Source organism: Escherichia sp. WS568 (assembly GCF_046486085.1).
Lineage (GTDB): Bacteria > Pseudomonadota > Gammaproteobacteria > Enterobacterales > Enterobacteriaceae > Escherichia > Escherichia coli.
Map to the genome: position 1 here is coordinate 25,963 of NZ_JBJQMC010000021.1, position 13,810 is coordinate 39,772.

Below are 13,810 nucleotides of genomic sequence, written 5' to 3' on the forward strand. Positions count from 1 at the left end.
CCATTATGTACTATTTAAAAAACACAAACTTTTGGATGTTCGGTTTATTCTTTTTCTTTTACTTTTTTATCATGGGAGCCTACTTCCCATTTTTCCCGATTTGGCTACATGACATCAACCATATCAGCAAAAGTGATACGGGTATTATTTTTGCTGCTATTTCTCTGTTCTCGCTATTATTCCAACCGCTGTTTGGTCTGCTTTCTGACAAACTCGGGCTGCGCAAATACCTGCTGTGGATTATTACCGGCATGTTAGTGATGTTTGCGCCGTTCTTTATTTTTATCTTCGGGCCACTGTTACAATACAACATTTTAGTAGGATCGATTGTTGGTGGTATTTATCTTGGCTTTTGTTTTAACGCCGGTGCGCCAGCAGTAGAGGCATTTATCGAGAAAGTCAGCCGTCGCAGTAATTTCGAATTTGGTCGCGCGCGGATGTTTGGCTGTGTTGGCTGGGCGCTGTGTGCCTCGATTGTCGGTATCATGTTCACCATCAATAATCAGTTTGTTTTCTGGCTGGGTTCTGGCTGTGCACTCATCCTCGCCGTTTTACTCTTTTTCGCCAAAACGGATGCACCCTCTTCCGCCACGGTTGCCAATGCGGTAGGTGCCAACCATTCGGCATTTAGCCTTAAGCTGGCGCTGGAACTGTTCAGACAGCCAAAACTGTGGTTTTTGTCACTGTATGTTATTGGCGTTTCCTGCACCTACGATGTTTTTGACCAACAGTTTGCTAATTTCTTTACTTCGTTCTTTGCTACCGGTGAACAGGGTACGCGGGTATTTGGCTACGTAACGACAATGGGCGAATTACTTAACGCCTCGATTATGTTCTTTGCGCCACTGATCATTAATCGCATCGGTGGGAAAAACGCCCTACTGCTGGCTGGCACTATTATGTCTGTACGTATTATTGGCTCATCGTTCGCCACCTCAGCGCTGGAAGTGGTTATTCTGAAAACGCTGCATATGTTTGAAGTACCGTTCCTGCTGGTGGGCTGCTTTAAATATATTACCAGCCAGTTTGAAGTGCGTTTTTCAGCGACGATTTATCTGGTCTGTTTCTGCTTCTTTAAGCAACTGGCGATGATTTTTATGTCTGTACTGGCGGGCAATATGTATGAAAGCATCGGTTTCCAGGGCGCTTATCTGGTGCTGGGTCTGGTGGCGTTGGGCTTCACCTTAATTTCCGTGTTCACGCTTAGCGGCCCCGGTCCGCTTTCTCTACTGCGTCGTCAGGTGAATGAAGTCGCTTAAGCAATCAATGTCGGATGCGGCGCGAGCGCCTTATCCGACCAACATATCAGGACGGAATGATCGCAATGAACATGCCAATGACCGAAAGAATAAAAGCAGGCAAGCTATTTACCGATATGTGCGAAGGCTTACCGGAAAAAAGACTTCGTGGGAAAACGTTAATGTATGAGTTTAATCACTCGCATCCATCAGAAGTTGAAAAAAGAGAAAGCCTGATTAAAGAAATGTTTGCCACGGTAGGGGAAAACGCCTGGATAGAACCACCCGTCTATTTCTCTTACGGTTCCAACATCCATATAGGCCGCAATTTTTATGCAAATTTCAATTTAACCATTGTAGACGACTACACGGTAACGATCGGTGATAACGTATTGATTGCACCCAATGTTACTCTTTCCGTTACGGGACACCCTGTACACCATGAATTGAGAAAAAACGGTGAGATGTACTCTTTTCCGATAACGATTGGCAATAACGTCTGGATCGGAAGTCATGTGGTCATTAATCCAGGCGTCACCATCGGGGATAATTCTGTTATTGGCGCGGGTAGTGTCGTCATAAAAGACATTCCACCAAACGTCGTGGCTGCTGGCGTTCCTTGCCGGGTTATTCGCGAAATAAACGAGCGGGATAAGCACTATTATTACAAAGATTATAAAGTTGAACCTTCAGTTTAAATAAGCACTGAAATAAATGTCGGATGCGCCATTGGGCACATCCGACAATAATTCACTCTTCCATTATCTGGCGAAACAAGCATCGCATCATGCCTCTTTGACCCACAGCTGCGGAAAACGTGCTGGTGCAAAACGCAGGGTTATGATCATCAGCCCAACGACGCACAGCACATGAAACGCCCAGTCCATCAGGTAATTGCCGCTGATACTACGCAGCACACCAGAAAACCACGGGGCAAGCCCGGCGATGATAAAACCGATCCCCTGCATAAACGCCACCAGTTTGCCAGCAATAGCGGGTTGCGCAGAGTGATCGAGCGCCAGCAGCAAACAGAGCGGAAATGCGCCGCCCAGACCTAAACCACACACCATCGCCCAGAAGACCGGCAATTGCAGCGGCAGCCAGATAAAGCCGCAGAAACCCACCAGTTGTAACGCCAGCGCCAGCATCAAAAGTTTGCGCCGATCCTGATGGCGAGCCATAGCAGGCATCAGCAATGCCCCCGCAGCTTGCCCAAGCGTCATCAACGCCAGCAAGGAACCGCTGTACTGCGCGCTGGCACCAATCTCAATATAGAAAGCGGGTAACCAGGCAATCAGGCTGGCGTAACCACCGTTAATCAGACCGAAGTAAACACCCAGCGTCCACGCGCGGGGAGTGAATACCACGCGAACCGGAGTGGTTGTTGTCTTGTGAGAAGAGGCGACCTCGCGGGCGCTTTGCCACCACCAGGCAAAGAGCGCAACAACGGCAGGCAGCGCCCACCAGGCGAGTGTTTGATACCAGGTTTCGCTATGTTGAACTAACCAGGGCGTAATGGCGGCACCAAGTCCACCGCCGCCCATCAGAGCCGCGGACCACAGCCCCATCACCAGTGGCGTACGGTGCTGAAACCGCCGCTTAATTACCGAAGGCATCACTGCCTGAATGATGCCGATCCCCACTCCACCAAGCAGTGCGCTGCTAAGCAACAGCGCACTTTGGGGGTAAAGCTCACGCATCAATGCACCGACGGCAATCAGTAACAAACTGATGGCGACGCTGCGACGTTCGCTGACATGCTGATGAAGCCAGCTTCCGGCCAGCGCCAGCCCGCCCATGGTAACCACCGGCAGAGCGGTCAACAGGGCAGCCACGCTAAAGCTCATTCCGCTTGCCTGGCGCAATTGCGGTAGCAGTGGCCCGACGGAGGTGAGCAGTGGTCGCATATTAAGACCAATCAGCACCAGAACCAGCAGCATCGTGAACGTCTTTTGATGGTTACGCATGGCTGTCAGAACGGTTTGGTCGGCAGATATTTACCATCTAAGGTGATGACCGCACGTTCGCCACCTTCCGGGTCCGCCACTTTCTTAACGTCGAGTTTGAAGTTAATCGCGCTGATAATGCCATCGCCAAACTTCTCATGAACCAACGCTTTCAGGGTTGTGCCGTACACCTGCAACATTTCATAGAAACGATACATCGTTGGGTCGGTTGGAATACGGTCATCAATGCAGCCACGCAGTGGAATCATCTGCAACAGTAGAATGGCGTCTTCGTCGAGATCCAGCTTCGCCCCGACCAGGCGGGCGGCGTCGGCAGGAAGCGCCTGCTGCCCCAGCAAAGCCGCGGTTACAAAGGCTTCTGCCAGACCGGTGCCGTCGGCAATCTCGGCAAATGAGAGATCTTTTTTAGCTTTGCTGAGCAAAATGGCATCGGCAAGATCAAGACGAATATTGCGGTTAATTTGCGACTGAATCATGGTGGATCTCCTGATGGTTTAAAAATAAGGTTACGCTGCGGTCGGTTGGCGTAGCGGTATGGCACAAACGCGAGGATTAGCGGCCAGTGGCACAAACTGGCGGGTTGCGCCGTCAAAAGCTGCGATGCTGCCGCTTGCAATGTCGTAGACCCAGCCGTGCAGGGCGATCCGCCCCTCTTCGAGCGCCAGGCGCACCGATGGATGAGTTTGCAAATTAGCCAACTGAGCAATGACGTTTTCACGTACCATCGCCGCAGCTTTTGACGGTAAATCGGGATGCGGGCGCGCCTCATTAACGACGCGGGCTGAATCGGCATAACGCAGCCAGTGGGAGACGGCAGGCATATGGTCCATGCACTGACAGCTGGCAATGGCGGTCATCGCGCCACAGTTGGAATGACCGCAAATCACAATGTCAGATACCCGAAGCGCAGCGACGGCGTACTCCACCGAAGCAGAAACGCCACCGGGTTCCGGCCCGTAGGAAGGGACGATATTGCCCGCGTTGCGAATAACGAACAGATCGCCAGGCTCACGTTGCGTCACCAGCTCAGGGACCAGACGGCTGTCGGAGCAGGAGATAAAAAGTGTGCGCGGGCTTTGCTGTGTCGCCAGCTGTTTAAACAAGGCTTCCCGCTTCGGAAATGCCTCGCGCTGGAATTTAAGGAATCCATCAATAATCTCTTTCACCGTTAACCTCTGTCTGTCTCTGGAATGAGAGGCAGACTACTCGCCGATTGTCATAAGGTAAAAGTCTCATTTATGATGAGTTCTATTGGATTTACTTATAGGTTGGCGAATGCTCTCTCGACATATCAATTATTTTCTTGCCGTGGCTGAACATGGCAGCTTTACCCGTGCCGCCAGTGCGTTGCACGTCTCCCAGCCTGCGCTTTCCCAGCAGATTCGCCAGTTAGAGGAGAGTTTAGGCGTGCCGCTGTTTGACCGTAGCGGGCGAACGATTCGTCTCACTGATGCGGGAGAAGTCTGGCGACAGTACGCCAGCCGGGCGTTACAGGAACTGGGGGCGGGTAAACGGGCGATTCATGATGTTGCCGATCTGACGCGAGGATCGCTGCGTATCGCCGTCACTCCCACCTTTACAAGCTACTTTATCGGCCCTTTAATGGCGGATTTCTATGCGCGCTACCCCGGCATCACGCTCCAGCTACAGGAAATGTCGCAGGAGAAAATCGAAGATCTGCTTTGTCGCGACGAGCTGGACGTTGGGATTGCCTTCGCGCCTGCGCATTCGCCGGAGCTGGAGGCAATTCCTTTACTGACAGAAAGTTTAGCGTTAGTCGTGGCGCAACATCATCCGCTGGCTGCCTGTGAACAGGTGGCGTTGAGTCGCTTGCATGATGAAAAACTGGTCCTGCTCAGCGCGGAATTTGCCACCAGAGAGCAAATTGACCACTACTGCGAGAAAGCGGGGCTACATCCACAGGTGGTCATTGAGGCGAACTCAATTAGCGCGGTTCTGGAGCTGATTCGCCGCACTTCCCTTTCCACATTGTTGCCAGCAGCGATTGCCACACAACATGACGGGCTTAAAGCGATTTCTCTTGCCCCACCGTTACTGGAGAGAACGGCGGTTTTGTTGCGGCGGAAAAATAGCTGGCAGACAGCCGCCGCGAAGGCATTTTTACACATGGCGTTGGATAAATGCGCGGTTGTTGGCGGAAATGAATCGCGGTAACCACTGACACAATTGCCTGATGCGCTACGCTTATCAGGCCTACGAGTTCAGTGCTCTACGTAGGCCGGATAAGGCGTTCACGCCGCATCCGGCATAAACTACGCTCGCTTTGTCAACACACAGCCCAGCCGATCACCGTTTGTAATCGATGGCTTCCGGCTGCTCCAGATACACGGTGGTTTGTGCCGGTTTCGTGCTGGCAATCACCTTACCACCACGTACCGAATAGCGTACCGGAACCTGACGGCGCAGCGCGTCAAACCCATTTTCAGCCGGTAGGATAATCAGGTTAGCGCTTTTTCCGGCGGCAATGCCGTAATCCTGCAAATTCAACGTCCTGGCACTGTGGTGGGTGATTAAATTCAGGCCATCGTTAATCTGCCCGTAGCCCATCAGCTGGCAAACATGCAGCCCCATATGCAGCACTTGCAGCATATTCGCCGTTCCCAGCGGATACCACGGATCGAAGACATCATCGTGACCAAAGCAGACGTTAATGCCGGACTCCAGCATCTCTTTAACGCGCGTGATGCCGCGACGTTTTGGATACGTATCGAAACGCCCTTGCAGATGAATATTGACCAGCGGGTTGGCGACAAAGTTAATACCGGACATTTTCAGCAAGCGGAACAGGCGCGAGGTATACGCCCCGTTATAGGAGTGCATTGCCGTAGTGTGGCTGGCGGTGACTCGCGCGCCCATGCCTTCACGGTGCGCCAGGGCGGCAACGGTTTCAACAAAGCGCGACTGTTCGTCATCAATCTCATCACAGTGAACATCGATGAGACGGTCGTATTTTTGCGCCAGGGCGAAGGTTTTATGCAGCGACTCCACGCCATATTCACGGGTAAATTCAAAATGCGGAATCGCCCCCACTACGTCTGCCCCTAAGCGTAACGCCTCTTCCAGCAACGCTTCACCGTTGGGATACGACAAAATCCCTTCCTGCGGGAAGGCGACGATTTGCAGATCAATCCACGGCGCAACTTCCTGTTTCACTTCCAGCATCGCTTTCAACGCAGTCAGCGTTGCGTCGGAGACATCGACATGGGTACGCACATGCTGAATGCCGTTGGCAATCTGCCATTTCAGCGTTTGCCAGGCGCGTTGTTTCACATCGTCATGGGTTAATAACGCTTTGCGCTCGGCCCAGCGTTCAATGCCTTCAAACAGCGTGCCGGACTGATTCCAGTTCGGTTGTCCGGCGGTTTGCGTGGTGTCCAGGTGAATATGCGGCTCCACAAACGGCGGTATAACTAAACCTTGTTCGGCATCCAGGCTGTTTTCAGTTATGGGCATCACGCCGGATTGCGCATCAATGGCGCTGATTTTTCCGTCCTGCAGATAAATCTGCCACAGCCCCTCTTTGCCAGGTAACCGGGCGTTAATAATTGTTTGTAAAGCGTTATTCGACACTGTTAGCCTCCACATGCGTCATTGCTGCTGTCGTTTTACGATTCAAAATCGGGTTAAGGATCAGATAGCTCAGCGCGCCACCTAATACCGCGTTGACCGGAACAATTCCCGGTAACCAGTGGCCTGCGGCAATCCCCAAGGCGACCGCCAGAATCGCCACCCAATTGACACTCATCATACGCGTGGTCGCAAAGTGCTCATAGCGGCGACGGTTCATCAGATAGTCAGCGATGATCACGCCCCCTACCGGAGGAATAGCTGCCGAAAGGAAGGTCAGCCAGCCGACAAAATTGTTATACAGCCATAATGCGCAGACCGTACCGATAATACCGTTGATTACCGAAAGGGTTTTGCTCGACATCCCGGTAATGTTGGCGAAACCTAAGCCCGACGCATAGAGCGCGTTATCGTTGGTGGTCCAGATATTCAGCCCCAGCACCACAATCGCAGGCAGCAGCAGACCCTGAGCAATCATCACATCAGAGATATCCGCCATCCCCAGTGCCGCCGCGCCCGCTGCACCGAAAATAAACATCAACGAGTTGCCGAGGAAAAAGGCCACCATCGCCACCAGCACCGCCAGTTTGGCATTACGACCAAACCGGACAAAGTCAGCGGTGAGCGTGCCCGCACTGATAAATGACCCCACAACCAGCGCCAGCGCGACATTGAAATCTAACGGTTGTGCGGGAACGACCGCTTTTAATGCGTCCAGGCCGCCCATGCCGTTAACGGCCAACCACACGGAATAACCGCCAAGACAGGCGATAGCCGGAACTGCAATCACCGAAAGAACCGTCAGCGCCGAAATGCCAAAGAAGACGGTTACGGTCATCAGTAAACCGGAAACGGCAATCAGCAAATTAATATCCAGCCCAGTTGCCTTGCCCACCGGAATAGCAAACATCGCCACGCCAACGCCAAACCAGCCAACCTGAGTTCCGCCCAGTAGCAGTGAAGGCAGCCATGAGCCTTTAACACCAAAAGAGAAGCGAGCAAGAAGATGAGTGGTCAGGCCGGTTTTTGCGCCAATGTAACCAAGAAATGAAGTGTAAATACCGAGGAGAAGATTACCGATGAGGACTGCGAGGAAGAAATCATGATAGCTAAGACCGGTTCCGAGAGTGCCGCCGGTCCACATACTGGCGGAAAAGAAGGTTAATCCCAGCATGACGAACGTCAATGCCAATACCCCTTTCCGCGCCGACTGCGGGACTGGCCCCTGGCTAAAGTTGTTATCTTGCGACACGAAATTCCCCCTTTTTGCTGTTTGAAACCCAAAAAATCCGCCGCATTCTATTCATCTGAAGATAAAAAGCAATCGTTTTCGTAGGGGAATATATTTTTTATATGAATGAGTGCAAAAAGGTGGGGGAAAAATTATCGGTGTAAAAACAGTGGGTAGGCATAATAAGACGCGGTAAGCGTCGCATCAGGCATCGGCGCATGGTGTCGGATGCGCCAGGCGACGCATCCGACAATAACCTACTCTTCCATCGCCTGGCGGATCTGATCCAACGACGCAGGATCATCAATGGTCGTCAGATCCCCAGGATCGCGTCCTTCGCAAATCGCCTGGATCGTGCGGCGCAGCATTTTTCCGGATCGCGTTTTCGGCAATTGCGAGACAAACCAGACGTGCGCCGGGCGGCCAAAGTTGCCAATCTGGCTGTCCACCAGCGCCATAATCGCCTTCTCTTGCGAATGCGCCACCTCACGATCTTCCAGACTGTCGCTCTCTTTCGGAATGACAAACGCCACCGCCACCTGCCCTTTCAGCGCATCTTTCACCCCAACCACCGCCACTTCGGCAACGCCCGGATGACTGGAGATACTCTCTTCAATCTCGCGCGTCCCCAGCCGATGCCCGGCAACGTTAATCACATCATCAGTACGCCCCAGGATAAAGTGATAGCCGTCAGCATCGCGGATGCCCCAGTCAAAAGTGGCGTACACCGGACGGGAAAACAGCGACCAGTACGTCTTCACAAAGCGGTCGTCGTCGCCCCAGATGGTCTGAATACAGCCTGGCGGCAATGGCCCCTCCACCACCAGCATCCCTTTCTCATTGACGCCACACGGTTCGCCGGTGACTTCATTAAGCAACTGCACGTTATAGCCATACATCGGCACGCCGGGGCTTCCCAGACGCGTCGGCCTGTCGTCCAGACCGCGAGCAATCGCCATAATCGGCCAGCCGGATTCGGTCTGCCAGTAGTTGTCGATGACCGGCACATCCAGCGTATTGCTCACCCAACTGGCGGTCGGCTCGTCCAGCGGTTCTCCAGCCAGATAGAGCACTTCCAGCGACGAGAGATCGTGTTTGCGAATTTCAGCGGTAGGGAATTTTTTCAGCACGCGAATGGCGGTCGGCGCTGAGAACATCCGACTAACCTGATATTTCTCGACGATTTTCCACCACACGCCGCAGTCCGGCCAGGTCGGTAATCCTTCGTAAACGATAGTCGCCATCCCCGCCAGCAGCGGCGCGTAGACGATATACGAATGCCCCACCACCCAGCCGATATCCGACGCACAGAAGAACACACCGCCCGCTTTGCCGCCAAAAATGGTGTCCATCGAGGTCGCCAGCGCCACCGCATATCCGCCAACGTCACGTTGCACGCCTTTAGGTTTGCCGGTCGTGCCGGAGGTGTAGAGAATGCAGGAGGTTTCGTTGGATTCCAGCCACGCCACCGGTACCCGCGCGCCGATGTGTTGATGGCGCAATGACGCGAAATCGACATCCCGTCCGGTAACGCGCGCCATTTTCGCCAGCCCGCGATCCACCAGTAAAACGTGGCGCGGCTGATGATGCGCCTGGCTTATCGCATCGTCGAGCAATTTTTTATACGGAATAATTTTGCCACCGCGCGCTCCGGCATCAGCCGAGACAATCAGCACCGGTTTAGCATCATCAATTCGCGCCGCCACGCTGTGCGAGGCAAATCCACCAAACACCACCGAGTGAATAGCGCCAATGCGCGCGCAGGCCAGCAGAGTAATATGCGCTTCGGCAATCATCGGCATATACACCAGCACCCGATCGCCACGCCGTACGCCCAGTGAGCGCAGCATTGACGCCACTGCGTTCACTTCGTCATGCAGCTGACGAAAGGTAAAGGTGCGCTCTTCTTCTGTTTCCGAAGAGACGGCAATCAGCGCCAGCGCCTCTGGCTGTTTCTCCAGCCAGCGGTCGATAGCGTTGTGACACAAGTTGGTTCGGCCTTCACAAAACCAACGGGCAAACGGCGGATTGCTGTGATCAAGCGTTTGCGTAAAGGGCGTCTGCCAGTCAATACGCCGGGCCTGCTCGGCCCAGAACTTCTCCGGTTCGTTAATCGAACGCTGATAAAATTCGCTAAAAGACATAATGCTCTCCTGTTGAACTTACGCCTTACCGCTGTTTGCTTAAATGACGTACAGGTCGAGATACTCATTGACCGGCATCTGTTCCAGGCGAGCTCTGTCGAGAGAAACCTCCAGAATGCGCTGCTGTTGGCGAGTCGGGAACTGGCGCGCGAGATTGATTTTGAATTTATCGACCAGCTTCGGAATTCCATCCTGACGGCGGCGAGCATGACCAATTGGGTACTCCACCACCTCTTCTTCAAAGCGCGTGCCGTCGGTGAACTCAAGGGTTATGGCATTGGCGATGGCGCGTTTTTCCGGGTCGTGGTAGTCAGCGGTAAACGCCGGATCTTCAAAGCAATTGATCTTCTCGCGCAGGGCGTCGATGCGTTTATCTTGCGCAACGTTGTCCTCGTAATCTGCCGCCGTTAAGCGCCCGAACAGCAGCGGGATCGCCACCATGTACTGAATGCAGTGGTCGCGGTCAGCCGGGTTATTGAGCGGCCCTTTTTTGTCGATGATGCGAATACAGGCTTCGTGGGTGCGAATGGTCACTTTTTCGATATCCGCCGCCGTTTTGCCTGCTGCCTGCATCTGTTCATAGAGCGTCATCGCCGCTTCAACTGCCGTCTGGGAGTGGAACTCCGCCGGGAAGGAGATTTTGAACAGCACATTCTCCATGACGTAAGAACCGTACGGGCGCTGGAAGCGGAACGATTCACCTTTAAAGGAGACGTCGTAGAAACCCCACACAGGCGCAGTCAGGGCTGACGGGTAGCCCATTTCGCCCGTTTTCGCCATCAGTGCCAGACGTACCGCGCGGGACGTGGCATCGCCCGCCGCCCAGGATTTACGCGTGCCGGTGTTCGGCGCATGGCGATAGGTGCGCAGCGACTGACCGTCCACCCACGCCAGCGAAACAGCGTTGAGGATTTCATCACGGGTCAGGCCAAGCATTTCGGCGACCACGGCGGTGGAAGCCACTTTCACTAACAGAACGTGGTCAAGGCCGACGCGATTAAAGGAGTTTTCCAGCGCGATGCAGCCCTGAATTTCATGGGCTTTAATCATTGCGGTCAGCACCTGTTTCATGGTCAACGGCGCTTTGCCGCTGGCGACCGCGTTGCGCGAAAGCCAGTCCGCCGTTGCCAGAATGCCGCCGAGGTTGTCGGAAGGATGGCCCCACTCCGCCGCCAGCCAGGTATCGTTGAAATCGAGCCAACGGATCATCGCGCCGATGTTAAATGCCGCCTGGACGGGGTCGAGCTGGAACTGAGTTCCGGGGACGCGCACGCCGTTAGGTACGACGGTGCCGGGGACAATTGGCCCCAGCAGTTTTTTACAGGCTGGGTATTCGAGAGCTTCAAGACCGCAGCCGAGCGTGTCGAGCAGGCAGTAATGTGCAGTGTCGTAGGCTACTCTGGAGCTGATTTCGTAGTTCATCACGTAATCGACGATATCAACGATTTCACGATCAAATTCCGGGCGGATGTTGTTGATTTGAGCTGACATTGGGTACGTTTCCTTATTGTTATTCGTAGAGGTTTACTGGCGCTTATCCAGCGCGACAAACTGGCGGTCTTCCGGTCCAACATAATTGGCGGAAGGACGGATAATTTTGTTGTCCTGACGTTGTTCGATAATGTGCGCCGCCCAGCCGGTGACGCGGGCGATAACAAACAGTGGTGTGAACATCTCGGTGGGAACGCCCATCATTTTGTAGGAAACAGCGGAGAACCAGTCGAGATTGGGGAACATCTTTTTGCTCTCCCACATCACCGTTTCCAGGCGATCGGCGATGTTGTACATCTTCAGCGAGCCGCCTTCCTGCGAGAGCTGCTTCGCCACGCGTTTGATCACCTGATGACGCGGGTCAGCGATGGTATAAACCGGATGTCCAAAACCAATCACCACTTCTTTGTTTTCCACGCGCTTGCGGATATCGGCTTCGGCTTCGTCCGGCGTTTCGTAACGTTGCTGGATCTCCAGCGACACTTCATTCGCCCCGCCGTGTTTCGGCCCGCGCAGTGCGCCAATCGCGCCGATAATCGCTGAATACATGTCAGAGCCGGTGCCCGCAATCACCCGGCTGGTAAAGGTGGAGGCGTTAAACTCGTGTTCGGCGTACAGCACCAGCGAAATATGCATCGCCTTTTCCCAGCTTTGCGACGGCTTTTCACCATGCAGCAGATGCAGGAAATGACCGCCTATAGAATCGTCATCGGTTTCCGGCTGGATGCGTTCGCCGTTGTGGCTGTAGTGATACCAGTAGAGAAGAATCGAGCTCAGCGACGCCAACAGTTTGTCGGCAATATCACGCGCGCCGGAGACGGTATGCCCCTCTTTTTCTGGCAGCGTGCAGCCGAGCGCGGAAACGCCGGTGCGCATAACATCCATCGGGTGTGACGCCGCCGGTAAGGCTTCCAGCACGGTACGCACGTTAGCCGGTAAACCGCGCAGGGCTTTCAGTTTCGTTTTGTAGGCGGCGAGTTCGTCACGGGTCGGCAGTTTGCCGTGGATCAGCAGATGCGCTACTTCTTCAAATTCGCAATGTTCCGCCAGATCAAGAATGTCGTAGCCGCGGTAATGCAAATCATTGCCGCTTTTACCCACGGTGCAGAGCGCTGTATTGCCCGCCGGAACGCCAGAAAGCGCCACCGATTTTTTCGGTTTAATGACATGGGTACTGTTTTGCAGGATCGTTGTGTCGCTCATGTTGTCCTCGTCATTTGTAGGGTCGAGATATTTTTCGTTGTGTTTTATTTCGCCTGGTTACGGGCAAACAGGTCGTCGAGCTTCTCTTCGTACTGGTAGTAGTTGATGCTTTCGTACAGCTCGTTGCGGGTCTGCATGGTGTCGATGACGCTTTTCTGCGTGCCTTCCTGACGCAGGACGTTGTAGACATGTTCGGCGGCGCGGTTCATGGCACGGAACGCTGAAAGTGGGTACAGCGCCATTGCGACATGGGCGCTGCGTAATTCGTCGGTGGTAAACAGCGGTGTTGCGCCAAATTCGGTAATGTTGGCGAGGATTGGCACCTGCACCGCATCAGCAAACTGGCGGTACATGGCGAGTTCGGTAATCGCCTCCGGGAACAACATCTCGGCACCCGCTTCAACATAGGCCTGCGCGCGCTCGATCGCGGCGTCCAGCCCCTCTACCGCCAGCGCATCGGTGCGCGCCATGATCACAAAATCAGGATCGGTTTTCGCATCCACCGCCGCGCGGATCCGATCCACCATCTCCTCTTTCGAGACGATCGCTTTGTTCGGACGATGACCGCAGCGTTTCGCACCAACCTGATCTTCAATATGCAATCCTGCCGCACCGGCTTTAATCATCGATTTCACGGTGCGCGCCACGTTAAAGGCCGAAGAACCAAAACCGATATCCGCATCCACCAGCAGCGGCAGCGAACAAACGTCGGTAATACGGCGAATGTCAGTCAGCACATCATCAAGAGTAGAAATACCGAGATCGGGCAGCCCCAGCGATCCTGCCGCCACGCCACCGCCGGAGAGATAAATCGCCTGATATCCGGCACGCTGCGCCAGCAGCGCATGGTTAGCGTTGATGGTGCCAACAATTTGCAACGGGGTTTCTTTGCTAAGTGCAGCGCGAAACGCTTTACCTGGAGAGTGTAGAGACATAGCCCATCCTTTG

The 13,810-nt window shown here is 53.9% G+C and carries 12 protein-coding genes; 3 read left to right on the forward strand and 9 right to left on the reverse strand.

All coding sequences use genetic code 11. The features are described from left to right. Positions 1-5: 5 nt before the first annotated feature. Together lacY and lacA are read left to right on the forward strand one after the other, a co-directional pair. Positions 6-1,259, forward strand: a complete 1,254-nt coding sequence (gene lacY / locus ACJHWR_RS19795; RefSeq protein WP_000291549.1) for a lactose permease — start codon at positions 6-8, stop codon at positions 1,257-1,259. Positions 1,260-1,324: 65 nt separating this feature from the next. Continuing rightward, positions 1,325-1,936 (forward strand): galactoside O-acetyltransferase, encoded by a 612-nt coding sequence (lacA, locus tag ACJHWR_RS19800; RefSeq protein ID WP_024175817.1) that lies wholly within the window; start codon positions 1,325-1,327, stop codon positions 1,934-1,936. A gap of 87 nt (positions 1,937-2,023) precedes the next feature. Here the strand turns inward: lacA and cynX are convergent, their stop codons facing one another. The 3 genes from cynX to cynT are packed head-to-tail and all read right to left on the reverse strand — an operon-like array spanning position 2,024 to position 4,371. Next, positions 2,024-3,205: a cyanate transporter CynX gene (cynX, locus tag ACJHWR_RS19805; RefSeq protein ID WP_023141607.1), complete on the reverse strand. Its 1,182-nt coding sequence runs from the start codon at positions 3,203-3,205 to the stop codon at positions 2,024-2,026. A 5-nt stretch (positions 3,206-3,210) separates the two neighbouring features. Continuing rightward, positions 3,211-3,681 (reverse strand): cyanase, encoded by a 471-nt coding sequence (gene cynS / locus ACJHWR_RS19810; RefSeq protein ID WP_000616241.1) that lies wholly within the window; start codon positions 3,679-3,681, stop codon positions 3,211-3,213. A 30-nt stretch (positions 3,682-3,711) separates the two neighbouring features. After that, positions 3,712-4,371: a carbonic anhydrase CynT gene (cynT, locus tag ACJHWR_RS19815; protein WP_000658640.1), complete on the reverse strand. Its 660-nt coding sequence runs from the start codon at positions 4,369-4,371 to the stop codon at positions 3,712-3,714. 109 nt (positions 4,372-4,480) lie between these two features. Between cynT and cynR the strand changes: the two genes are divergently transcribed. Continuing rightward, positions 4,481-5,380 carry a transcriptional regulator CynR gene (gene cynR, locus ACJHWR_RS19820; RefSeq protein WP_000952478.1) on the forward strand — a complete coding sequence of 300 codons (900 nt, stop codon included), beginning with the start codon at positions 4,481-4,483 and terminating at the stop codon, positions 5,378-5,380. A gap of 132 nt (positions 5,381-5,512) precedes the next feature. Here cynR and codA read toward each other — a convergent pair whose 3' ends face one another. The 6 genes from codA to prpB form a co-directional block, all read right to left on the reverse strand. After that, entirely contained in the window at positions 5,513-6,796 is a 1,284-nt protein-coding gene (gene codA / locus ACJHWR_RS19825; RefSeq protein ID WP_012311916.1) for a cytosine/isoguanine deaminase, read from the reverse strand. Next, on the reverse strand, positions 6,786-8,045 hold the full coding sequence (gene codB / locus ACJHWR_RS19830) for a cytosine permease (protein ID WP_000076233.1): 1,260 nt from the start codon (positions 8,043-8,045) through the stop codon (positions 6,786-6,788). Before codB ends, codA begins: the two co-directional genes overlap by 11 nt. 236 nt (positions 8,046-8,281) lie before the next feature. Beyond that, on the reverse strand, positions 8,282-10,168 hold the full coding sequence (gene prpE, locus ACJHWR_RS19835) for a propionate--CoA ligase (protein WP_000010238.1): 1,887 nt from the start codon (positions 10,166-10,168) through the stop codon (positions 8,282-8,284). A gap of 39 nt (positions 10,169-10,207) precedes the next feature. After that, positions 10,208-11,659: a 2-methylcitrate dehydratase gene (prpD, locus tag ACJHWR_RS19840; protein WP_001275890.1), complete on the reverse strand. Its 1,452-nt coding sequence runs from the start codon at positions 11,657-11,659 to the stop codon at positions 10,208-10,210. Between the two features lie 33 nt (positions 11,660-11,692). After that, positions 11,693-12,862: a 2-methylcitrate synthase gene (gene prpC, locus ACJHWR_RS19845; RefSeq protein ID WP_001285905.1), complete on the reverse strand. Its 1,170-nt coding sequence runs from the start codon at positions 12,860-12,862 to the stop codon at positions 11,693-11,695. A gap of 44 nt (positions 12,863-12,906) precedes the next feature. Then, a complete protein-coding gene (gene prpB / locus ACJHWR_RS19850; RefSeq protein WP_000052185.1) occupies positions 12,907-13,797 on the reverse strand; it encodes a methylisocitrate lyase in 891 nt (296 codons plus the stop codon). Between the last annotated feature and the right edge of the window lie 13 nt (positions 13,798-13,810).